The following is a 22,919-nucleotide window of genomic DNA, read 5'->3' as shown; positions in this document are numbered from 1 at the left end:
CAGTTATGACTCCATGATAAGTGTACTGAAACAACGCTTCATCCAAATTGAGGCCCAAGAAACTGAAAGAATTATGTTTAACTGGCCCTAATCCACCGGGAACTATAAGGCACGGTTGCCGGTTGTCTATGGATAGATTTTTGAATAGGAGAACCCCATGCCGCAGCGAGCTTATTGGAAGGGCCATATTAGATTGTCCCTTGTTACATTTCCGGTCCGACTCTATCCAGCCGTGACTGCGAGTGAAAAAATCCGTCTTCATAAATACGACAAAGATACGGGCCAGCGCATCCGCTACCAAAATGTTAATGAAGATGGGGATGTTGTTGATCCCGATGATATCGTGCGTGGCTATGAATACGAGAAAGGCGCTTATATCCCTATCGAGGATAAGGAAATTGATAAGCTCAGGCTGGAGAGCAAACACACGATAGATTTGGTGCAGTTTGTCGATCTGTCGTCGATTGACTCCATTTACTTTGATAATCCCTATTACGTTTCGCCCGATAATAAACTTGCGAAGGAAGCATATATTACCGTTCGTGATGCTTTGAAGAAGAGCAAGAAGGTTGCAATCGGTCAGGTTATCATTGCCAACCGCGAACGGATCGTCGCTCTCAAAGCCTGTGGCAAAGGCCTCATTTTAGAGACACTTCGCTATAATTACGAAGTGCGTAAGGCTGAGGAATATTTTGAAGAGATTAAACCCAATGAAAAACCGAATGACGATCAGCTCGATTTAGCCTTGGAGCTTATCAAACGGAAGGCTGGTAAGTTTGATCCGTCCAAGTTTAAAGACGTGTATCAAGAAGGGTTGAAAGAGATCATTGACGCGAAGTCCGAAAAACGACCATCTCGCGTTAAAGGGGGAAAAGCACCGTCCGGCAAGGTCATCAATATTATGGAGGCCCTTCGCAAGAGCGTAGAGCAGTCCAAAGGCGGTAAAGCTTCCGCAAAACAGTCTGAGAAGAAAACCGCCAAGAAATCGTCGGCAAAGAAAAAACCTGCTGTTAAGAAGAAGAGAGTGGCGTAGGTGGCGAAAGGGCTTCTCAAAAAATATAATGGGAAGCGTAACTTTCGTTTCACAGCGGAGCCTCCCGGGAAAGCTGGCAAACGTGCAAACAAGGATTTACGTTTCGTCATTCAACTTCACGAAGCAACCCGCACCCATTATGATTTCCGGTTAGAATGGCACGGAGTCATGAAGAGTTGGGCCGTTACCAAAGGCCCAAGCTATGATCCAGCCGATAAACGTCTCGCCGTTCGTACCGAAGACCATCCGATGGACTATAACGAGTTCGAGGGTGTTATCCCCGATAAGCAATACGGCGCTGGTCCCGTTATGATTTGGGATGAAGGTACTTGGATACCTGAAGATGATCCCGACATAATGGAAAGGAAAGGCCGCATCACCTTCACCATTGAAGGGACTCGCATGAAAGGCACTTGGCACCTTGTTCGCATGAAGAAAGCCGAAAAGCGCGAGAACTGGCTTTTGATTAAAGCAACAGACGAGTTTATTCTCAACAAGACGAAGAACGCAGGCTTTTTTAAACGCGAGAGCACAAGCCTAATCTCTGAGCGAACCATGGCTGAAATCCGGAAAGCGGGTCCTGGTAAAACGGGCGTTCGCAAAGGGTCGAAGCATGCTGATACCAATGCAACGGCGAAGGCTAAGAAATCTGCGCCAGCAAAAGCTGGGGTATCCCTAACGGCGCTGATGAAGAAGTTTAAGACGCCAGAACTTGCCACCTTGGTTGACCAACAACCAGCAGGAGACGCATGGGTCCATGAGATTAAATATGACGGATATCGCTTCATGGCGTTTGTGGCAGGCGAAAAAGTGATCCTTCGCACACGCGGTGGTAAAGACTGGACGCACAAGCTTAGACCTTTGGCGCAAGCTATTGGCGCTCTAGACATCGAGAGTGGCGTTTTTGATATGGAAGCGTGCGTGCTGGACCACAACGGGAGAACCGACTTCGGCGCTTTACAGGCGGCATTGTCGGATGAAAAGGCCGAGCGTATTGAAGCGTGGATTTTTGATCTTCTGTATTTTAACGGTGAAGACCTTACTAAAAAAACATTGATTGACCGCAAATTGCTATTGGCCAAAATTCTTAAAAAAGCCAAAGCCCCTTTGCATTTCAGCGAACATTTTGAAAGTGCACCGGACCTATTATCAAAGGCATGTGAAATTGGCGCTGAAGGATTGGTGTCGAAGAAAAAGGATAGCGTCTATCACGGACGCCGGACGAATTATTGGGTCAAAAGCAAGTGCGGCCTTGAACAAGAATTCGTGATTGGTGGATTTATGCCTGCCAAGGATTTCCCAAAAGCCATTGGTGCATTGCTATTGGGCTACTATAAGAGCAAGAATTTCACCTATGCGGGGAAAGTCGGCACGGGCTTCTCAACCAAGCTTGCCAGAGAAATTTATCAAAAGCTCATTCCGCTAAAAATAGATAAATCCCCATTCCCAGATAGGGTTGCTCGTGGGGCTCGCGAATACGTTTTTGTTAAACCGGAGCTGCTTTGCGAAATATCATTCATGGAATGGACCCCGGATGGTCACATTCGTCACGCGTCATTCAAAGGCCTGCGGGAAGACAAAAACCCTAAGGCAGTTGTAGAAGAAAATGCAAAACCGCTGAAAGAAGTTACCAAGGGTATGAAGCCTAGAACGAAATCCCAGGCCTCTGCTGAGAAGGTTTTGTTCAACGGGGTTAATATCACGCATCCCGAACGGATTGTTTATCCCAACACAAAGATCACTAAAGGCGACGTGGCGGAATATTACGCGAAGGTAGCGCCTTTGATGCTCCCTTTCATTGAAGGACGACTGATTAGTCTGTTGCGGTGTACGGACAGCATTGGCGGTCAATGTTTCTTTCAGCGAAATCCGATGAAAGGCATGGGTGATGCGGTTCACTCCAAAACGATAACCCACAAAGGTAATAAACACGAATATCTGTACGTCGAAGATGAAGTGGGCCTTCTCCAGATTGTTCAAATGGGAACAATGGAATTCCACGCATGGCAGAGCCAGCTGGCAGACAAAGGTAAACCCGATCAAATTATATTTGACCTTGATCCGGGCGAAGGCGTTCCGTTTGAGGCGGTCAAACTTGCAGCCGAAGATATTCGCAACCGTCTTAAGCGCATTGGGCTGGTGTCCTTTCCCCGATTATCGGGCGGTAAGGGTATTCATATCGTCGCACCCATCAAGCCAGAGCATGAATGGGACGACATTAAAGATTTCGCCCGTGAATTCTCAGAAGAGTTGGCGTCTGAAGTTCCCGGCGCCTATGTTGCCAATATGAGCAAGAAAAAGCGGACTGGCAAAATCTTCATTGATTTCTTCCGCAATGACTTTTCTTCAACAGCCGTCGTGCCGTTTTCTTTAAGAGCGAGAGAGGGCGCACCGATCGCATGGCCCATTACTTGGGCTGAGCTTATGAAATTTAAGAAGGCCAGCACTATCACGCTCAAAAAGATCGATGCCAAACTATTGAAAAACGCTCAGAAAGTTTCGCAAGAATTTCTCAAGACTTCACAACGCCTCTCTGTATCAGCCATGGCGCAGTCCTCCAAAGTTTAAAAACTGCTCCATGGTAGCTAAAATTTAACTTTGCATAAAGTAGAAAAAACGAAAGGATTATTGCAGACACAATGATTATAGGCCTTTATTTTTTCTTCCGTGCGCGTGTCTGGGCCGCTTTTTTGGCAGAGGCGGATTTGGCTGATACCGACCGTGATGCGGAGGTTTTCCCACCTATTTTGCCTCCTTTTTTCGCCGGTTCCGTATTCATCGGTTTGCCTCGGCCGGACCCACCCGGGTTTCTCCCTCCCCCGGTCATTTTGTTCACGGTAGCCCATGCCCGCTGCTTCGCTTCATCTTGGGACACACCCCGTTTTTCATATCCTTCTTCAATTTTGCTCGCTTGACGCTTTTGTTTCTCCGTATATTTGGATTTGTCTCCTCTTGGCATCATCTCTCTCCTTATTCTGGATTGGGATCCACAAAACCCTCGTCTGATTGATACTGCCGCTTGATTTCAGGCATCTATGTTTTTCCGGAAATTTCAGGAATATTAGGTTTAATGGATGAATTTTGAGAAAGTCATTGTTATTCCTTCCAGCCAGACAAGTAAAAGCTTCTCCATCAATCGCCGTGAATGGAAGTCATTGGCTTGGCCCGAGACTATCGGCAGAGTAGGCCTCCCGTTGGCCCATGGGTTGGGGTTCTCCCACGGTTGAATCCTTTGTGGTTTGCCGCTCCATTTCCGAATTCAGCTCAGCTCCGACCATTATGATAAATGCGGTTAACCAAAACCACATGAGAAGGATGACAGCCGCCCCCAGTGATCCATACGTCTGGTTATAACTGCTGTAATCATTCGCATAAATCGCAAATGCTGATGACCCAATTATCCAAAGAATGGTGGCAATGGCTGCGCCCCATGACACCCATTCCCATTTTGGCTTATTCCGACATGGCGCGTAACGGTAGAGTAAAGATAGCCCAAGCATGACGATGCCCGCCAAGACCGGCCAACGGGCCAGAGAGAGGCTGGCCTGAGCAACCTCGCCGAATCCGAATAGCCTGAGAACTGTGGGAAGCATCGTAATCAGAAAAAGCGTCAGAATGAGGAAAATGATTCCAATGACCGTTAGCCCTAACGCTAGAGCCGTGATTTTAACAAACCCCCGTGTTTCCTCTTCATTATAGGCAATATTCAATGAGGTAATTAAGGCGGTCATGCCTTTCGAGGCGCTCCATATCGCGAGAAGCAAACCCCCGATGGCTCCAAAGCTTAATGCCGACTCTGCACTGGTGGAAATGGACATCAACTGCTCATGAATGATGGATTGAGCGTCTTGCGGCAGGAAATCACTGATTGAAGTGATTTGCTCTTGGACCTCCTGCTGGCTGGTGATAAGGCCGTATACTGAAACAATAGCCGCGAGGGCAGGAAAGAGTGCCAGGGTCCCATAAAAAGCGACGCCTGCAGCGACAATGGAGACATTATCGCTTGAAATCTGGTCTTTCACCCGGACGAGAATATCCCACCACCCAAATTTTGGAATTTGTCCTGGGACATTTGCATTTCTTCCTCTATTCCCCTCTTTTTTTGCTTCCTGGAATGGCGGTGCCATGTGTGCTCTTTCCTCGGCAGGAGGGAAGGTGCCTATTTGATGATCATTGGGGTTGAGTTTCGGTCGATCCATGAGTGAAAAATAATTTCTAGAATGAAGAGTGATGAATGTTAAGTCTCAAGAGTCTGTATGTTATGGATAAATACGTGAATGCCGGATCCGGAGCTATGTTCTCTCAACTTTTTCTCCGTATATCTCATCCTTGATTATTTTCCTTGTTGTGCGTTCCATATCACTAAAAGCCCTACGCACCTTCGGTGTGATATCTCTTGATGCTGCTTTCACCTGATCTACGAATTGATCGCGGGTCCTCCCCATCCATTTGTCTTCTCCTCTGGTCCGAGGCAGGGAGAGGCCCACTGCTGTTCCTATGGCTAATGTAATGACACCCATCGTAAGGGGATTATCCTGAAGGAATCTCTGAAAATCTCCTTTGGCGGGATTTTCCCCTTCTCTCTCATGAGGTTCGGATGTCCATTCACTAAGTAGGCAATCTTGAGCATGATGGGTGCCCTGGGGGCCTTCTCTTTTCGCTTGTTCCAAGGATTTCTGAAGGGCCGCCCTCTGGGCTTGTATCGAGTCTTTTTCATTCGTCCGGTTTGACCACGTCCGTCCTGATTCTTCTTCCGGCGCATAGAGAGGCCATTCCTCCTGCGGATCCAGTGAATAGAAATCTCTGTTCCGTCTATTCGTTTCTTGAGAGGCATTAATGGCCCGTGCCACGATCCATGCCAGGCCAACCCCTATTAAAGCGGCAGGAATAGATTTGTTCAAAATCTTCTCAGTGTCGGGTGATGCCCATTGTTCAGATGGGCCTCGTGCCTGGTTTTTGACAGCCTGTATCCCGCCCCTTGCTGATTCCTTGATGTATTGCGCCATTCGATCAGGAGAAAGACGATTCTGAATGGAATTCATGGTCCTGCCTATTTCATCCCTGGTGAGTTGAATCTTGTCACGAAGATTGTTCTGAATCTTATTTTGTCCCGACGATGAAGGATTTAATTGATGGCGTGTGTTATCCATTCTTTAGTCTCCTTTAAGCTCTCAAATGTTTGTGTTGGAGAGGCATTCATGTGTTTCAAGTCGTTTATGCCTCTCTGAAGTAGGGCATAGCCCACACCAATAGCCACTATTCCAATTATGAGGGCCGAAGCCCAGCCGGGTATCACGAGCGCCAAAGCCAGTGTGGCCGCAATCAATAAGACCAACACCCCTGCATAGACAATTGCTCCACCCACAGCGATGAGCGCGAGATCTTTTCCTGCCTGAGAAACTTTGAGCGATATTTCGCTCTTGAATAATTGCAGCTCATGCTGAAAGAAAAACTTTACCTGCCTCATAAGGTCACTCAAAAGTTCACTCAGTCGCCGTTCACCTTGGGTGTCATCCATTCTCGTCTCCTTATTCGTGAAGCCCCACGTATCTACTAATGGAGGGATTCCAGGTTTCCGGGGGTTGTCTACACGGTTGTCGACATAGGCACAATCGTCGCACGCTCCTTCTTCCGTGCAGACACCGATTCCCGCCGTTCAGGTTCATTGGAGCTTTTTAAAAATCTGGCTGCCACCAGTCCTAGCAAGAATGCGCCTCCCCAAAAGGCCTCTGGGTGACGACGGGCAAGGGATTGAGCCTCTTTCAGTAGATCACTCACATCTCGCAATTCAACATACTGAATGGCCCGATCAATATTGTCCGCGGCCCTGTCTGTATAGTGGGCTATGGCATCTTTCTGCCGACCACGTAGATGATGCCCTGCATGACGAATCGCTTCTACCATGCCGGAAAGTTCTTTTACTCCACGCGTCTTTTGCTCCTCCACCTTTCGTTTGATCTTTTCTTGAGCTTGACTGAACAGGTCCATACTCTTACCTCGTACTCGGTTCGCAATATGATCTCACGCCTTCGGTTCCCATTCTCCTGCTCCTTCCTTTTTCTTTGCCATGCGGGTATCTTCCTTCGTTGAACAGAACAGTTATTTGTATGTGTCCGGGTCGTTATCCAATTGTGACCCATCCCAAAATTTTACAACCCATAAAAATCTTTGAGTGGTTGTTATATCCCAAATGACACCTCCCTTAAACTGGCAAGAACCCTTAACGACGAGTTTTCAATGTCCTGAATTTCAATGGATCAAGGGATTAATGTGAATAGAATTAATCAAGGCCTAAGTCCGGCATATTAGGGATTGAAGTGTATATATTCTGAGAACTCGGCCTATTGAATGATAGGGGACAAGGGGGAGTGCTCTTGAAAATGTTTAAATCACATTTCTGCACCTTTAATTGAAAAAGGGACGAAGCCAAGATTGAATGGGTAGCTTCGTTCCCGATTTCAATTGTTCGTTCAGACTACTAAGGCGAAACGGCTCACCATGCTAATGACTTCCAATAATTGAAAAATCACCATTAAAACTCCTAGGACTGTCTTTACCACCTTCATGATTCTACCCCCCTTTTTTGAATGCGATGACTCCACGAAAGAAAATGCAGAAAAATTTTGTCATACTAATGGAATTATGAAGGAGATCGAGGGTACTCCTAACTAGCAGAAACCCCTGATTCGGCCATAGTTACCCCTGAATTTTGAACTCCTTGTTCCAGCGAAAGGGAAGAATGGAAATTTGTGCTGACGCTCTCTTATGACACGGCGATTCATGAAGAGGGCACCGCGCGGTCCCAAAAGCGAAGCTTTCGGCACGCTTCAAGGAATTGCGTTGATCCTTTCCCCTTATCAACGGCAAAAAATCCAGCGTCTCGACTTTCCTGCACTCCGGCCTTCTGAAATAGAGGAGTGACAGCCTCGACGTAACCGATGAATTTCATGTGAGCAAAGGCATCAGCTACAAAGTCTCTGGCGGCAGGATCCTTGGCCAGAGCTAGCCCTCCTTCCTCGGAAGGTAAGAGTGCCACTGCGTCATACAGGACAGATGGGCCGCCATCCACCTTTTGGTCCGCTTCAATCCATGTCCCGTCACTGGCTTCCACCCCGCCCACGCCGGGCGCCACTATCTCCATAATTGCCCCTGCCGATTTGACGGCCGCTTTGAGGGATTCAAACACCTTCCTATCGACTCCATCGGTGATGAGCACCCCCAGCTTTCGCCCTTTGAAGGTATTGGGACCATTGAGAAGCATGCTGAGCGCCGGTGACTTCTGGAGATCCTCCCGTGTCGGTTTTGCAGCATCGGCGGGCGTGGGCATCTGCTTGATTCGCAACCCTTTGGCGACTTGTTTGGCCAAATCCTGATGGATATTCAGCAAATGAGAAACCATTCGAGTTCGTATCACAGGGCGTTCCACTTTGCTGAGTTCAAAAACTAAGGCTTTCGCGATGTGTGTTTGTTCGACCTCGGTCTGGCTAATATAAAATTGACGGGCTTGGCTGTAATGATCGGCAAAGGTCTCGGAGCGAAGCCGGACTTTGGGACCTTCCTCTTCGGCAGGATAGGAAGTAAATCCTTTTTCAGGAGATTCCCGTGGGCCTCCCTCCTCTCCGGGCCATGAATTGGGTTCATAATTGGCTCGTCCTTGCGGATTTTGCATAGCCATGTGTCCGTCCTGCTGGAAGTGGCTGAAAGGACATTTGGGCGCATTGATAGGAATGTGAGTGAAATTCGGACTCCCCAGCCGTTTGAGTTGGGTATCCAGATAGGAAAAATTCCGTCCTTGAAGAAGCGGGTCATTGGAAAAATCCACTCCCGGTACAATGTTCTGAGTGCAGAACGCGGCCTGTTCGGTTTCAGCGAAGAAATTATCCACGCAGCGATCCAGGACGAGTCGACCGACACGTCGGATCGGAAGGATTTCCTCTGGAATCAGTTTCGTCGCATCAAGCACATCAAAGTCAAATTCCTCGGCAAATTCATCATCGAACAACTGCAGACCCAATTCCCATTCTGGAAAGTCTCCCTGTTGAATAGCATTCCATAAATCCCGGCGATGGAAGTCCGGATCGGCACCGTTTATTTTCACGGCTTCGTTCCAGACCACGGACTGCATGCCCAGCTTCGGTTTCCAGTGAAATTTCACAAACGTTGATTTTCCTTCGGCATTAATCAGCCGGAATGTGTGGACGCCGAATCCCTCCATAAATCGGAAAGACCGGGGAATGGCTCGGTCGGACATGGTCCACATAATCATATGCATGCTTTCCGGCGTCAGAGAGATAAAATCCCAAAAGTTATCATGGGCCGTTTGGGCTTGGGGAAATCCTCGATCCGGTTCCTGTTTGGCTGCATGGACAAGGTCGGGGAATTTCATCGCGTCCTGAATGAAAAACACAGGCATATTATTTCCCACGATATCCCAGTTACCCTCTTTGGTATAAAGTTTGACAGCAAACCCGCGGACGTCTCTTGCCAAATCGAAGGACCCTTTATTACCGGCCACTGTTGAGAAACGAACAAAAGCGGGAGTTTTATCCTTTGCTCGTTGGAAGAGGTCGGCTTTGGTAATGTCGGCAAGCGACCCATAATTTTCAAAATACCCATGCGCCCCGAATCCTCGGGCATGAACGACTCGTTCGGGGATGCGTTCGTGGTCAAAATGAAAGATCTTTTCACGAAAGTGGAAATCTTCTAAGGCTGTAGGACCCCGCGCGCCGATCTTGAGTGAATTCTGGTCATCTGCGACAGGAACTCCCTGCTGAGTCGTTAAAACCGGATTGGTTTTTCCACTTGTCTGGTGCACTTCCCCTCCTGTGCCGACCTGGACAGTTTGATCTCCGTATTTCGCTTTTTTGCGGGTGGAAGGAGGGGTGGATTCAGCGGATTGCTTTTTGGCCATGGGAATCGCTCCTCATCATTGATGATCCCGAGATGAATAAGTAAGTGACAGGGTGACCTCTAAATTATATAGAAACATATGGTCGGTCCACACTGTTAGTAACCCTGGTAAGTGAAAGTGCAATACATTTAAAAGCCATTAAAATTAAAACACGGTTTTCTGGAATTCTATTAAGGGTGGTCGTTCTCTTACTTAGGGAAATCAGAGTTCTTTCCTTCTGAGGCCGTGATTGCAGTCAATTTCATAAACTATATGGGAAATAAGAGAGTTTCACGCAAGGGGTCATGCCAGTCCCAACTTTTTGTATTCCGGGGTAGGATTTGTTTTAATGACTCAAGAATTTGAGTTCAGATAAAACCACTACTTATATGAAATATCGAAGCTAAATATTTCAATCTGTATTAATGAAGGAGACAAGAAAGAATGATCATGCAAATTGGGCAGACCATACCGGATGGTACCTACCAGGCATTTCACAAGGAACAGATTCGTTCTCTGAAGTTGTCAGAATATGAGGGCAAGTGGTTGGTGTTGGTGTTTTATCCTGGTGATTTTACATTTATCTGTCCAACCGAGTTACAGGAAATTGGCGAGCTCTATCCGGAATTCCAGAAACTGGGAGCGGAAGTATGGGGAGTCAGTACCGATTCGGTCTTTGTGCATAAGGCCTGGCATGATACCTCCCCAGCCATCAAAGGCATTCAGTATCCGATGGTCGCCGATCCTACAGGCAAACTAAGCCGTGAATTCGGGACATATCTGGAGGATGAAGGCGTGTCTCTCCGAGGGAGCTTCGTGATTGATCCGGATGGTGTTCTGAAAGTTGGCGAAATCCACGATAACAGTATTGGACGAAATGGCCGGGAACTACTCAGGAAACTTCAAGCGGCAGTCCACGTGAGAGAAGGAAAAGGAGAAGTCTGTCCGGCCAGCTGGACGCCAGGCGATAAGACCTTGAAGCCAGGCTTGGATCTTGTCGGGAAAATTTGATCAAAAGGCCCTGGTCAATCATCTATTTCATCTGGAATGCGGATCGGTCGGCACAGTGCATGGAGAGACCGTAGACTTACCAAACAAAAGTATCAAGACCATGTCCGTCAAACTGAACCACCTCATCGTGGCTGCATGGGGCATGGAATTTTCGGAAATTTTTGTGACTTAGATCCTCGGTCTTCCGTCCATTGTTCTTACGACAGCAGAAATGCGCCACGGTTCATGGGTTTTACAAAATTGCAACCAGGACCATACCGTTCACTATTGGCCAGGTCGGTCATTTCGGGCTTGCTGTCTGTGATCCCAAGCGTGGTTCGCAACGGGTCATGGCTGTCCTGGGATTGCGCAAAGAGTTCGAATTCCAGGACGGTGGAGCTCTCGGCAACGACCATGTGACGAACGCCTTGTCAAAAGGCAAGTTTCACCCAAATCGATAGGTCATATGTCGTTTCATTTGAAGAACATGCCTGCACTGCGAAAGGCGCTTGAACAGCTGAAGAAGCACAAGGTCAAGGTGAGGAATCTTGGAGCAAAATCGGTTCTGAGTCACCAGAATCATCACATAGGGGCAAATGGTTTCTCGACCCTGTCGGTTACCGGTGGGAACTTTCTGTTCAAGGTCGTAAGAGACGGTCGGGTTAATGGCCATGAAGCAAGGCCCATGTGACTTCAAGCCCAATGGTATTCAAGGGAATGGTGTTCTGAAAGGGCATCATTTTTATTCCAATAGCAGCCATTCATCCACCACCGCGTGAATCGGTCAATTTCTGCATGTTATTCCGCTGCCTCATACCCCAAAAATAACTGGACATTTACGGCGTTAACGGCTGGGACTCGTCCGTACCGCTAGAAGGGCGGTCTGTGATCTAGTGACACGACAGCTAGACGTTTCGTGTGGCTATTTCATTGATAGGTGGCGGACTGATGGGATCCTTGGCAATTATAAAGACAGAGTTTCAGAAGGCCAAACAGTGGAATGAAAGGTCCCCCTCTCGATCTGCCATGATTAGGAATTCATGTAAAATCTAGAAGGGGGAGAACGAAAATGGCAGATCAATGGGGATTATGTAAAAGCTGCAAATGGTGGCAAATCGAACCCACTGCAAAGAGTGAAGATGCCACGATGGGGATATGTATTGATGAAAACCTGCAACCCTATCGATTGCTGGTGTCCGGGAACAGCGGATGCAACCGGTTCATGAAAGGCAGTCCGGCGCGGGAAGAGGGATCGTCTTCACGGCCCCCGACAGCCTCGCCCACGCGATAAGGAATGGGTCTCGCTCGTGGGTAATTGGCGCTAGGCTGTATGCCACGAGTGGCTTAGGCACAGTTTAGGGCAGAGTTTAGGGGTTTTGAACGTGCAAATCTCTTTGGGATCGGGTGGCCCTCTATGCTCTTGAGTATTTGTTCTGGAAACCTTTCCCACCCCCTGTCTTGTCATTCCGGAATCCCTGAGAGACAATATATTCACCATTCCGATGTTTTTCTCACATCACTCTCAGGGAGGATGAGCGTGAAGCACGTGTTTATGTGCGGGTTATTGCTGTGGTATGTGGGGTTTTTTCTCTTTATGGCGATGGCTCCTTATGATCCCGAAAGTTGGGCATTTGCCAATATCCTTCCTCTTCTTTTCGTCGGTGGATTAACCATCACATATCGGCAACTGCCTTTTTCGGGCGTTTCGTATGTGCTTCTTGCGGTATTTCTCACCTTGCATACGATTGGTTCCCACTACACCTATGCCCAGGTGCCTTTCGGGCTGTGGCTGGAGGAACTGTTTGAGTTGCCCCGTAACCATTTCGATCGCATCGTCCACTTTTGTTTCGGTTTACTTTTTGCCCAACCCTTGTTCGAACTCTTCCGAAGAATTGCTGGGATACCCAGATGGATTCGCGCCGGTATGGTCCTCCTCACCCTTGTGGGGCTTGGGGGGCTGTGGGAAATTCTGGAATCGTGGGTGACCAGAATCGTCCATCCCGAATTGGGTCTGGCCTATCTCGGCGCTCAGGGAGATATCTGGGATGCGCAGAAGGATATGGAAGCGACTTTATATGGCGCACTGATCTGGTTCGTCATCATGATCGGTACATGGAAATTGTCAGGATCTCGTTTCACATTGGAAAAGTCGGGGGAACTTCCTCATGTGTCTGACCACTGCGGCGAACGCCATTAATCAGAAATCGTTTAAAGAACGGTTTCTTCTCCACGGTCTCATTGCCTGGTATGTGGTGTGGTGGATATTTCTCGCCATTGAGCCGATCGACCGCCACGACTGGTTTCTGGAGAATATTCTGGGAATAGGGCTGATGATTGTTCTCGTCACGACCTATCGAACATTTCCGTTATCAGATCTTTCCTATATTTTCCTCACTCTCTTTATGACGCTTCACGCGGTTGGAGCCCATTACACATATTCGAAAGTTCCTCTGGGCTTTTGGATGCAGGAATGGTGGGGATTGGAGCGGAATCACTTTGATCGCATTGCCCATTTCTCATTCGGGTTACTTCTGGCGTATCCCCTGCGGGAATTGTTTCTTCGCCGGGTGAATGTGCATGGGTTCTGGGCTTATTACCTTCCTATCAGTGGAATATTGGCCATGAGTGGGTTCTTTGAAATTATGGAAACCAGTATTGTTCTCCTTGTTCGCCCGGAATTGGGAGAGGCATATCTTGGAACTCAGGGTGACGAATGGGATGCTCAAAAAGATATGTTGGTGGCTCTCATTGGAGCGTTTCTGACTATTGTTCTGACCTATACTCTTTCCAAGCTTACCTCTCGTAAGCCTCTTCAGTCTCCAGGTTAAAATTTCCCGATCCCTTATGAGTCCTATTTTCTCCTCATTTTCCTTCCATCCCCTTCATGTCAACCTTATACGTATAGCCCAAATCGCGCTAGGAATGCCGGCGATGAATATTGCGTGGGGCTTGCTCATCACCCGATTGGGAAAGAACGACACCATGTGTCATACAGCCTCACCCACCTCTCCGATGTGCGGGACATGGCTGACGCTAATGCTGACCCTCGGCTCCCTACCCTCAGTGGGGGGAGAAGGTTCCGACTCCTCTTGCCGGCCAACTTCCTTAGACAAAAATTTTATGAAAAGACATTCAAATTCCCTCACGGGATCGGCGGCATGTGACGGTGAACAATGTCGAGATCAATTGGATACCTGACGGACCCAATCGGTACGGCCACAAAATGGATGGAACTGTTCTTGTCAAAACTTTTGTGAGAGCAAGCAGGAGGCAACTCACCAACAGTCCAGGATTTAACACTCCTCTTAATTTTGTTGCTGGGTCGGCACTCTGGGATTCACATGAGCCTCTTCTTGAACCACCCCATATATCAGCACGGTGATTGAGAGAATCAACAAAAAATAAAACGCCACACGGACGGGACCGACGACAGGAGAATTCAAAAGGCCGAATCCCAGCACGGCAAGGATTGCCGCTACAGTTAACATGATGAATCCGACTGTGAGCATCAATCACCTCCTGTTTCAGGGTGTGTGAAATAACCCGTGACCAATATTCTCTATCCATGCATTCTTCCAATAGCGCAAGCAGGGAAAAGAGCAGAAGGGTGGTAATTTCCCCGGAAGTGTGCCGTGCCTCTTTCTGAAGTTGCTCCTGGCTTAAATGAGCTCACGAACCCGGCCCGAAAGAGCTGTCAGAGCAATTTTGACTCGATTCGGCTCACCTTTAGCCAATGATTCGGCAAATTTTGCTGCCTGGCTTATCGTAATATTCGCCGGCATGGGGGGTTCAAAAGGATCCACAACAGCTTGAACCAAAACCGGCCCTGGAGCCCGAAGGGCCTCTTCAATGATAGACCCGCACTCAGCCGGGTCCTCTATGGTCAACCCTGTCCCCCCGCACGCTCTGGCAAATGCCGCAAAATCGATGGGCTGCAATTCGCATCCATATTCAGGATTGCCAAGAAACACCATCTGTTCCCATTTAATCTGACCGAGGGTATTATTTTTGATGACGACCACTTTCACAGGCAATTGGTATTTGACACAGGTGACGAACTCAGCCATGAGCATGGAAAATCCTCCATCTCCCACGAATGCAATACATTGACGATCCGGATAGGCGATTTGGGCGGCTATAGCATAAGGCAGCCCGCAGCCCATTGAAGCGAGTGTTCCCGAGACCGTATGTTTCTGTCCACGTTTGGCTGGTATTTGTCTGGCCCACCACGTCGTGATAGTTCCTGAATCACAGGAAACGATCGCGTGGTCCGACAGTTGTTTGCCCAGTTCCCACGCGACCACTTGTGGCTTCATGGGTTTGTCCTTCCTGGTTCCTCGGGCTTCCATTAATTCCCGCCATTTTTTCATGTTGGTCTGTGCCCGTTCCAAAAATTTCCGGTGTTTATTCTGATGTAACATCGGGAGTAATTGTTGGAGTGTTTTTCGACAGTCGCCGACCAGGCCGACTTCCACGGGGTATCGCAATCCGATTCGCGCCGGATCCAGGTCGATTTGGACGGCTCGCGCCTGTCCGGGTTTTGGATAAAATTCCAAATAGGGGAAGGACGTGCCAATGAGGAATAGCGTATCACAATCCTCCAGGGCATCCTGGGATGGTGCTGTGCCCAGCAAACCAATCCCGCCTGTCGTATAGGGACTGTCATCAGGCACCGAGGCTTTGCCTAATAAGGGTTTAATGATCGGGGCTCCAAGAATTTCCGCTAATTGTTCCAATTCATCTGTGGCCTCAAGTGCTCCCGCTCCGGCCATTATGGCAATTCGTTTTCCGACATTCAGCACTTCTGCGGCTTCATACAGGTCCGATTCATTGGGGAGGCGCGCGCTACGGGAAAATACTTCCATCGAATGGTGGGGAATGTTCCGTTGGGAATAGCCTTTGTCGGCTTTTGATTCTTGAAGATCCACCGGGAAATTAATATGAGCCACCCCACGATATCCCAAGGCGGTCCGACATGCGAGATCCACCACATTTTCAAGATGTGTCGCGCTCATCACACGGGTGTTATAGACCGTGACATCTTCAAAGACTGTGGTGAGATTGACATCCTGCTGGGCATGGCTATCGATCAGGTCGTGAAAGTGATGGCCTGTGATGGCCAGGACCGGTTGTTTTTCCATTTTGGCATCATACAATCCGTTCAGCAGATGAAGCCCCCCTGGACCGGATGTGGCCAAGCACACGCCAAGCTTTCCTGTGTATTTGGCATACCCACATGCCATCCATGCTGCGGCTTCTTCATGACGAACCTGGATGAATGTTATCGCCTCTTTTCGTTGACGCAGGGCTTCCATAATTCCATTAATACCATCTCCGGGCATACCGAATATAATTTCGACACCCCAATTATGAAGTTTCTCGACCAACACATCTGCGGCGGTTTTGGTCATGTCCTGAGTTCCTCTCTTCTTTGTTCAAGGTTGAACCAGACGGGATAGGGGACGGGGTGTGAATGCGTTACGAATTGTCTGTATAGGCGATGGTGGACAGGAGGGCATTTTCGGCCTGCCGGGAATCCAACCTGGTATGTTGCACCACAATCGGCACATCGGACTCAATCAGGCTTGCGAAATCCGTATCCTTGGGGATTGGTTCAGGGTCTTCTAAATCGTTAAACCGGATATGTCGCGTTCGTTGTGGCGGGACAATAATGTTATAGGGACCCATCGGTTCCCGATCTGAATAGAAAATGGTGATGTTCACATGCGCAGGATTGCTGGATATGTTCAGGAGACAGGCGGTTTCATGACTCGTCATTTGGGGTTCCGGACCAGTACTTTTCGCCGGAATATACCCTTCCGGGATCGCCCAGCGCTTGGCACCCATCGCATGACTCATGACATCATTTCTTCTTCTGCTGGCATCCCTGGAGCTTTTCCAAATTGTCCTTGGCCATGGCGATGTTCCCATTCCCTATCCAATGCAGCCTCAAGAAGATAAGGTGCCAAGGACGGGTCGATATTTCTGATTGGATGTGACCCATTGGAATCAACCATGTTCAATTTCTCATTCATGGATCCATCTCCTTTCCATGCTGTGTCAGCATCTGATGTAAATAGGAATGTATAAGCATCAAGTTTCCTAACCGGACGGACTGCGAACGTGAATGAGTTGGGGTTTCTTAACCGGTGGACGACGGAGCTTTTGCTGAATGGTTGGACGTCGTTTCCGGAGTATTTTTGTTAGGGAGATCGGGTGACCTTTTTTGGCTGAACGGTACAGAGCTTCGATTATTCGGACATCATGGAGTCCTTCGTCCCCTGCCGGTTCGGGAACCGTGTTGTGCTCAATGGCATCAGAAAATTTTACGAGTTGGGGAGCAAATTGGTCGCGTTTGGAGAAAACTTGCTTTTTCTCTTTCCCGTTCACGGTTAGGTAATGAGTAATGGGTTCAACATATTCGTAGGCAGAGGTCACTCGCAGTTGTCCTTTCGTACCCACAACCCGAAACTCGGATACATCTGCGGCGCCGAAACTACAAATAAAGGAGGCCAATTGATCATCCGGGAACCGGAGTGTGACCGCGCTCATTTCTTCCACTTCCTCGAATCGACCCCTTCCCTGTCCGACCGTCGTGGCAAACACCTCAATCGGTTCCGCATGAAAAAGATACCGGGATGCATTCAGACAATAAATCCCGATATCCCAAAGCGTTCCCCCGCCGGTTTCCTCCCGTAACCTGATATTATTTTTGTCCTTGACCGGCAAACTAAACGCCGATTGGAAGTACCGAGGCTCGCCGATTTTTCCAGATTGAACCAATTGGATGGCACGAAGATTGGCCTCTTCAAAGTGCAGCCGATAGGCCACCATTAATTTGATGCCATAATGGTCCGCTGTGCGGATCATGGTTTCACATTCTTGGACGGATAAGGCCATGGGCTTTTCACACAGCACATGAACCCCCTTTTTCGCAGCCCTGACCGTATATTCGCAATGTAAATGGTTGGGAAGCGCGATATACACGGCATCAATCTTTTCCTGTTCCAGGCATTCTTCATACTGGTCATACGAATAGAGCCCTGTAATGCCATATGTTTTCCCCAATTTTTTCAATTTTTTGGGGTCATCGGAGATGAAGGCGGCTAATTCCGAGTTTTTTTTCGCATGAGCGAATGCAGGGAGTACGGCAACCTGCGCGATATATCCTAATCCCACAATCGCATAACGGATTTTTTGAGAGGGTTGTGTGCGTGTGCGTGAGAATCTTGTTGAGGGTTTTTTGGGAGGCATGTGAGGACCCCGTTCATTTGGAAGAATAAAAAGTTAAGAGTTTTATATCAGGGTCCGCTTCCGGACAAAACTGGGAAAAACCCTGGCTGAGGATGGTTTCGTTGAAAAATACTCAGAGGGGATACCTTTGATAAGGAAAATGTTTTCAAAGGGAAGGTTCAAGAAAAAGAGAAATACCGTGGGAAATATTGAAGTGAAGGAGAGCTAAAGCGGGGGAAAAGCACTAATGCTTTTCCCCCGCTTACAGACAATAAGGAGATAATTATTCGTGCCCTGTTTTACTCTTAGTATGGACACTCGCATCCATATTCCATTTGGGAGACCCGTCATCCTTTCGCACTGCCAGAACTTTTCCGTTTCTTTTCAGCACAACTTTTGATGCAATGATCACACTTTCCCCTTTTTTCATGATGCGTGAACCGGTCACTTCGACTGTATCGCCTTCCTTAACCTCGACTCCTTGTTCTTTGAGGTAATTATCAGGTGCAACCCGCACACGTTCGGTGCCGGATGAGGTTTTCACGTCCAACACAATCAGACTATCGGTCGTGGCGACTTCTGATTCAAACAGGTCATTATTCACATGTTCCACCGTTCCATCTACTGTTTCGACAGTAGCCGGATTGAAGTCCCCGGTCATGATGCCGGCTGCTTGTTGATTGTGGACTGAGGGGTGTTTTTTGGCCGTTGTCTTTTCGCCAATAGGCGCTTCGGCGACCTGAACCAACATCTTATTATCCTGTTTGGTGAGCTTGACCTCCGCCCAAGGGATGGAATAATTTTCCGCCCCGATTCCCAGCGTTCCGCCGAATGTGCCTCCATAGGAGAGCACAATATAAGATATCTGGCCGGTTTTTTGATCAATCAGTAAATCTTTCACCGTTCCAAGTTCTTTCCCCGCATTGTCAACCACGGTGTTGCCAATGAGTGTATTGGCATTGAGAAGGAGATCATTGGATGGATGAGCAGAGCCTTCCGATTCGCTGAGGGCTAGGGATATCCCTCCTCCTGTCAAGGCAAAGGCTAATGCTAATCCGACCATTCCACTCTTTCTGCGTTGTGTGTTCATTGTTGCAATTCTCCTTGTTGTTAAGGCTGCGGATGGGATGTTTCTAGAATTAGAACGAGCGGTTTTTCATGTTCGGGTTTGGTGGAAGAGCCCTTTCGCCAGGAAATCTGACAAATTTTTGGCCCGGTTCCAACTGTTTCACCATCGGGAAAGACACATAGGAAATTCCACCGGGGTTTTGGGCCCGCAATATTGCTCTGACCATCTCCAGGTTTTTCCCGGAATTGTCCACGACGGCCTCCCCCTTGAGCGAGTTTGTACCTAGACCCGCCAGGCCAAGGGCTAAAACCACTCCGAGCATGGGTGTGAAAGTTGATTTGGTGTTCATGATAAGTGTTCCCATGAGTGAAATGATTAAATGACTACCTTGTGGATGTTGTCTTTTTCTGGATAGTAAAGAAAACTAGAAATAACGGTCCTGGAGAAAACCCTGGAATTTCCCTCTTTCTCCCCTAGGGGTCTATATGTTTTTGAGAAGAGGGTCTTTTTTCAAGGGTTATTTCCAGATGTTTTTAATGTGTTGTTGAGCGATCATAGGTTGAAAAGTGGAAAGGGGGGATGTTGTGGTCAGTGGAATCTCACCTATTTAAAAGTTCAACCACATGAGGAGAGTAACCATGCGAAACAGAATGATGGGCTTGAGCATACTGGGGTTAAGTCTTTTCCTTTTCTTGTATTCTGAAAAAGGGTTTTCGTCTGAACCGATTCCGAACAATCTGGAATCTCAATCCCGCGAGAAAGGAGACAGGGGACAAACCCCTGAGAAAGGCCAAGAGGGGGGAGAAATGGATTCAGGACATGCATCACCCGGGATTGCTCCGCCGGTTCATGATCCGGACATGGTCATTCATCCCGAAATGCCTGCCGATCCTGATGCAATTGTGACACCCCCGGTGGTCGATTCGGAAATGGCTGTTGATCCGGCCACCCGGCAACCTATGACGAAGGACCAGTTGGAACAGTTAACCCCGCAGGGGATGGAAAAGAATGTTCCGGATCAAAAATAAGGAAAATTTTTTAATAGAATTTTACAGGGATGTCGGGGAGAAGCGGTTTAATTTTCCTCCGGCTAGGGTTGGACGATGGTGATCCATATCCGGTGGCCGCATGAGAGGACCTAGCCCAATGACAGGTGGGCGGATATGCCGGAATGGCTAACTGAAAACTTTAGTACATGTTTCGTGAGGTGTTTCGGTTGATCCGACATGTTGAAGTGCCGGGTATCTTTCACACACATCACTCTCGATCCCTGGATATTCTTGGCGAGCCTCTTTTCATCCTTCGGTCCGGGATGTCAATCGAGATGTCAATAACTGGTGAATCGGCCCGGGCATACTCAATTCATACGGTGAAAAATGTGCCGGAATTTTCCTGAATGGCCTAATAACGGAAACCCTAGGTGTCCAGAGCAGTATCCAGGGTTTCCTCCAGTTACCTCGTTGGTATTGGTCAATTAATCTTCGCAAAGACTGGAACCGCATTTTTTTCATCCGTAGGTAATTGGAAAAACAGAGGAGAAGGGGAAATGGAAATTCCATCGACGACTACTCGGGTTGAAGAGCAGACCGACGATCGCATCAATGAAGAGATTTACCAACGAAGTCAACATCATGTGGCGGTGTATGCCGCTGCCGGGCCCGCGGCAATAGAATGTCGCTTAAAAGAGTTGGATCAGGAATGGGATATCGAACGGGTTCTCGAAGCGAATGCGGCATCCATTTCACTTCTAGGCATAGGATTGGGGGCATTGTACCATCGACGATGGTTCTTGCTCCCGGCGGCGGTAGCAGGATTTCTGCTTCAACATGCCATACAAGGATGGTGTCCCCCGGTTCCGGTATTTCGACGGCTGGGGATTCGCACTCCAGATGAAATCCAACAGGAGCGGCATGCATTAAAAGCGTTGCGGGGAGATTATCGCGATATACCGGAGGTGCCAAAAACCAAGAAGGACACCAATATGCCCCACATCAGTCAAGCCTTTCAGGCAGCAGGGCGGAATGCTCATCGTCCTGAATAATGCCGCAGAAAGACTCCTGAGCCTCTAAAGAATTCAGTCAATGATCGTTAAGCAATTTCATTTGGAAAGTTTGGGACATGCCTCGTATTTCATTGGAGCCGAAGAAACGGGCGAAGCCATTGTTCTGGGCATTCGCCGGGATGTCAGTCCCTATCTCGATGAAGCTCGAAGACAGGAAATGAACATTGCCTATGCCATCGAAACACATCAACACCATGATTATGTTATTGGCATTTGTGAATTTGCCAACCGTATTTCCGTCCAATGCCTAGCCGGTAAACAGGCCGAAGTCGGCCATGACGCGCGGCCTATGTCCGATGACGGGTGACCATGGGAGAGGTCGTCTTTCAAATTCTTCATACTCCTGGATATATTCCAGAACATATCAGTGTGGTAGGTTACCGACCGTTCGCGAGGGGATGAGCCCGTTATGTTGCTGGCCGGAGGGGGCGTTACTCGTGGGAGATGTGGCCAGGCCGGATTTATTGGGAGGGCCTGACGAGGCTGCTATATATGCCGAAACCATGTGCCAAATGCTTCAGGAGAAATTTCTCACGCTCCCTGGTTATGTAGAAGTGTATCCGACGCATGTGAGCGGTTCCCTGTGTGGGGGAAATATCGGGAGCAGGCTTTCCACGACGATTGGATATGAACGCCAGATGAATCCAGTGCTTGTCGATTTGGATCACAACGATTGCTTTGTGAATATGGTCTCGACTTACCACATCTTCCCGCGGTGCCTCGGTATTGGCCAAGAATGCGGAAAATGAATATCGACGGCCCTCCCATTGTGAGATCACTACCTGAACGCCCTAGCCTTGCAACCCGATCAACTTGACCGGCAACATCAGGATGGTGAGATTATCGTTGAATGCCGTCAGGCCGAAGCGTTTACGGCCCACATTCCTGGTGCCCTTACTATCGGACTGGTTTCTTCGTTTGCCACCTGGGCGGGAACGGTCGTTCCTGCGGATTCTTCTGTTGGTCCTTGATAAACCGCAAGGCCTCTGGGAAGTTACCTGACAGCTCCTCCGAATTGGATATCCCCCACCGGCAGGTTGGTTAGCTGGAGGCATGTTCGCCTGGCGCACCGCAGTTAAACCACTTCACATGTTACTTCTATGGTCTGTGTGGGATCTTCAGCAGCATCCAGACCAGGACTCTGACATGGAAGTATTGGACGTACGGCAGCCTGGCGAATGGGCTGGCGGTCATATCCAGAATGCCTGCTTCATCACGGGAAGTGAATTTCCTCAACGTTTCAGGGAGATTGAGGGAAACCCGCAGATTGCCGTCATCTGTGGAAGTGGATACCGTTCATCAGTTATAGCAAGTTTTCTCCAATACCAGGGATACCGGAAGATCGTAAATGTGCTAGGAGAAATGAGTCCATGGAAGGAGACCACCTTCCCTATTGCACAAGCTTAACTCTTCATTCGACAACCTGACGGACATTGTTGTTGGTGTTTGAGGAGACGCATCTCACTATTTCAAAACGAAAAATCCTGCCAAACCGATTAGACCTAACCGGAATGAAGATCTGAAATCCTTCTTTTGAAAATTGGTAAAGAATGTTCAGGTAGTGGCAATTAATACATCATCAGTTGGTCAGGACGAAAGGGATTGAATAAAAGAGGAATTCTGTGGTTGAACGTCCGTGTCA

General features: G+C 48.4%; 27 protein-coding genes. 13 read left to right on the top strand and 14 right to left on the bottom strand.

Annotation, left to right across the window (positions count from 1 at the left end):
* The first annotated feature begins 157 nt into the window (after positions 1–157).
* Positions 158–1,033 (top strand): Ku protein, encoded by an 876-nt coding sequence (locus AAH187_RS07875; protein ID WP_342347897.1) that lies wholly within the window; start codon positions 158–160, stop codon positions 1,031–1,033.
* Entirely contained in the window at positions 1,034–3,601 is a 2,568-nt protein-coding gene (ligD, locus tag AAH187_RS07870) for a DNA ligase D (RefSeq protein ID WP_342347896.1), read from the top strand.
* 85 nt (positions 3,602–3,686) lie between these two features.
* Here ligD and AAH187_RS07865 read toward each other — a convergent pair whose 3' ends face one another.
* The 6 genes from AAH187_RS07865 to AAH187_RS07840 all read right to left on the bottom strand — a co-directional run bounded on the left by AAH187_RS07865 (position 3,687) and on the right by AAH187_RS07840 (position 9,944).
* Entirely contained in the window at positions 3,687–3,995 is a 309-nt protein-coding gene (locus AAH187_RS07865) for a hypothetical protein (RefSeq protein WP_342347895.1), read from the bottom strand.
* Between the two features lie 190 nt (positions 3,996–4,185).
* Positions 4,186–5,160 carry a YihY/virulence factor BrkB family protein gene (locus tag AAH187_RS07860; RefSeq protein WP_342347894.1) on the bottom strand — a complete coding sequence of 325 codons (975 nt, stop codon included), beginning with the start codon at positions 5,158–5,160 and terminating at the stop codon, positions 4,186–4,188.
* A 165-nt stretch (positions 5,161–5,325) separates the two neighbouring features.
* Positions 5,326–6,183, bottom strand: a complete 858-nt coding sequence (locus AAH187_RS07855; protein ID WP_342347893.1) for a hypothetical protein — start codon at positions 6,181–6,183, stop codon at positions 5,326–5,328.
* On the bottom strand, positions 6,159–6,551 hold the full coding sequence (locus AAH187_RS07850; RefSeq protein WP_342347892.1) for a phage holin family protein: 393 nt from the start codon (positions 6,549–6,551) through the stop codon (positions 6,159–6,161). Before AAH187_RS07850 ends, AAH187_RS07855 begins: the two co-directional genes overlap by 25 nt.
* A gap of 68 nt (positions 6,552–6,619) precedes the next feature.
* Positions 6,620–7,021: a hypothetical protein gene (locus AAH187_RS07845; protein WP_342347891.1), complete on the bottom strand. Its 402-nt coding sequence runs from the start codon at positions 7,019–7,021 to the stop codon at positions 6,620–6,622.
* 790 nt (positions 7,022–7,811) lie between these two features.
* Positions 7,812–9,944, bottom strand: coding sequence for a catalase (locus tag AAH187_RS07840; RefSeq protein WP_342347890.1), 2,133 nt, complete (start codon positions 9,942–9,944; stop codon positions 7,812–7,814).
* A 423-nt stretch (positions 9,945–10,367) separates the two neighbouring features.
* Between AAH187_RS07840 and AAH187_RS07835 the strand changes: the two genes are divergently transcribed.
* Both AAH187_RS07835 and AAH187_RS07830 read left to right on the top strand, forming a co-directional pair.
* On the top strand, positions 10,368–10,934 hold the full coding sequence (locus AAH187_RS07835; protein ID WP_342347889.1) for a redoxin domain-containing protein: 567 nt from the start codon (positions 10,368–10,370) through the stop codon (positions 10,932–10,934).
* Positions 10,918–11,106 (top strand): hypothetical protein, encoded by a 189-nt coding sequence (locus tag AAH187_RS07830; RefSeq protein WP_342347888.1) that lies wholly within the window; start codon positions 10,918–10,920, stop codon positions 11,104–11,106. The genes AAH187_RS07835 and AAH187_RS07830 overlap by 17 nt, the downstream gene beginning before the upstream one ends.
* A gap of 25 nt (positions 11,107–11,131) precedes the next feature.
* On the opposite strand, the gene AAH187_RS07825 is transcribed toward AAH187_RS07830, so the two are convergent.
* Positions 11,132–11,329 (bottom strand): hypothetical protein, encoded by a 198-nt coding sequence (locus AAH187_RS07825; protein ID WP_342347887.1) that lies wholly within the window; start codon positions 11,327–11,329, stop codon positions 11,132–11,134.
* Between the two features lie 653 nt (positions 11,330–11,982).
* Between AAH187_RS07825 and AAH187_RS07820 the strand changes: the two genes are divergently transcribed.
* The 3 genes from AAH187_RS07820 (at position 11,983) to AAH187_RS07810 (ending at position 13,741) form a co-directional block, all read left to right on the top strand.
* Positions 11,983–12,204 (top strand): hypothetical protein, encoded by a 222-nt coding sequence (locus AAH187_RS07820; protein ID WP_342347886.1) that lies wholly within the window; start codon positions 11,983–11,985, stop codon positions 12,202–12,204.
* Positions 12,205–12,450: 246 nt separating this feature from the next.
* Entirely contained in the window at positions 12,451–13,110 is a 660-nt protein-coding gene (locus AAH187_RS07815; protein ID WP_342347885.1) for a DUF2238 domain-containing protein, read from the top strand.
* Positions 13,079–13,741 (top strand): DUF2238 domain-containing protein, encoded by a 663-nt coding sequence (locus tag AAH187_RS07810; protein WP_342347884.1) that lies wholly within the window; start codon positions 13,079–13,081, stop codon positions 13,739–13,741. Before AAH187_RS07815 ends, AAH187_RS07810 begins: the two co-directional genes overlap by 32 nt.
* Before the next feature lie 477 nt (positions 13,742–14,218).
* On the opposite strand, the gene AAH187_RS07805 is transcribed toward AAH187_RS07810, so the two are convergent.
* The 7 genes from AAH187_RS07805 to AAH187_RS07775 all read right to left on the bottom strand — a co-directional run bounded on the left by AAH187_RS07805 (position 14,219) and on the right by AAH187_RS07775 (position 19,564).
* Entirely contained in the window at positions 14,219–14,422 is a 204-nt protein-coding gene (locus AAH187_RS07805) for a hypothetical protein (protein ID WP_342347883.1), read from the bottom strand.
* Positions 14,423–14,572: 150 nt separating this feature from the next.
* Complete coding sequence (locus AAH187_RS07800; RefSeq protein WP_342347882.1) at positions 14,573–16,324, bottom strand: thiamine pyrophosphate-dependent enzyme; 1,752 nt, start codon at positions 16,322–16,324, stop codon at positions 14,573–14,575.
* A gap of 67 nt (positions 16,325–16,391) precedes the next feature.
* Positions 16,392–16,772 carry a sensory rhodopsin transducer gene (locus AAH187_RS07795; protein ID WP_342347881.1) on the bottom strand — a complete coding sequence of 127 codons (381 nt, stop codon included), beginning with the start codon at positions 16,770–16,772 and terminating at the stop codon, positions 16,392–16,394.
* Positions 16,769–16,948: a hypothetical protein gene (locus AAH187_RS07790; RefSeq protein ID WP_342347880.1), complete on the bottom strand. Its 180-nt coding sequence runs from the start codon at positions 16,946–16,948 to the stop codon at positions 16,769–16,771. The genes AAH187_RS07795 and AAH187_RS07790 overlap by 4 nt, the downstream gene beginning before the upstream one ends.
* A 67-nt stretch (positions 16,949–17,015) precedes the next feature.
* Entirely contained in the window at positions 17,016–18,167 is a 1,152-nt protein-coding gene (locus AAH187_RS07785; protein WP_342347879.1) for a Gfo/Idh/MocA family oxidoreductase, read from the bottom strand.
* A gap of 262 nt (positions 18,168–18,429) precedes the next feature.
* On the bottom strand, positions 18,430–19,236 hold the full coding sequence (locus AAH187_RS07780) for a PRC-barrel domain-containing protein (RefSeq protein WP_342347878.1): 807 nt from the start codon (positions 19,234–19,236) through the stop codon (positions 18,430–18,432).
* Between the two features lie 49 nt (positions 19,237–19,285).
* On the bottom strand, positions 19,286–19,564 hold the full coding sequence (locus AAH187_RS07775) for a hypothetical protein (RefSeq protein ID WP_342347877.1): 279 nt from the start codon (positions 19,562–19,564) through the stop codon (positions 19,286–19,288).
* A 289-nt stretch (positions 19,565–19,853) separates the two neighbouring features.
* On the opposite strand from AAH187_RS07775, the gene AAH187_RS07770 reads away from it, so the two are divergent.
* From AAH187_RS07770 to AAH187_RS07745, 6 genes are all read left to right on the top strand, one after another.
* Positions 19,854–20,243 carry a hypothetical protein gene (locus tag AAH187_RS07770; protein WP_342347876.1) on the top strand — a complete coding sequence of 130 codons (390 nt, stop codon included), beginning with the start codon at positions 19,854–19,856 and terminating at the stop codon, positions 20,241–20,243.
* Positions 20,244–20,761: 518 nt separating this feature from the next.
* Positions 20,762–21,256 carry a hypothetical protein gene (locus AAH187_RS07765; protein WP_342347875.1) on the top strand — a complete coding sequence of 165 codons (495 nt, stop codon included), beginning with the start codon at positions 20,762–20,764 and terminating at the stop codon, positions 21,254–21,256.
* A gap of 40 nt (positions 21,257–21,296) precedes the next feature.
* Complete coding sequence (locus AAH187_RS07760) at positions 21,297–21,584, top strand: hypothetical protein (protein WP_342347874.1); 288 nt, start codon at positions 21,297–21,299, stop codon at positions 21,582–21,584.
* A 91-nt stretch (positions 21,585–21,675) separates the two neighbouring features.
* Complete coding sequence (locus tag AAH187_RS07755) at positions 21,676–22,026, top strand: hypothetical protein (protein WP_342347873.1); 351 nt, start codon at positions 21,676–21,678, stop codon at positions 22,024–22,026.
* 48 nt (positions 22,027–22,074) lie between these two features.
* Positions 22,075–22,248: a hypothetical protein gene (locus AAH187_RS07750; protein WP_342347872.1), complete on the top strand. Its 174-nt coding sequence runs from the start codon at positions 22,075–22,077 to the stop codon at positions 22,246–22,248.
* An 82-nt stretch (positions 22,249–22,330) separates the two neighbouring features.
* Positions 22,331–22,684, top strand: coding sequence for a rhodanese-like domain-containing protein (locus tag AAH187_RS07745; protein ID WP_342347871.1), 354 nt, complete (start codon positions 22,331–22,333; stop codon positions 22,682–22,684).
* Positions 22,685–22,919 lie beyond the last annotated feature (235 nt).

The organism is uncultured Nitrospira sp. (assembly GCA_902500695.1).
Classification (GTDB): domain Bacteria; phylum Nitrospirota; class Nitrospiria; order Nitrospirales; family UBA8639; genus Nitrospira_E.
This window is presented reverse-complemented; position numbering and strand designations above follow the sequence as displayed.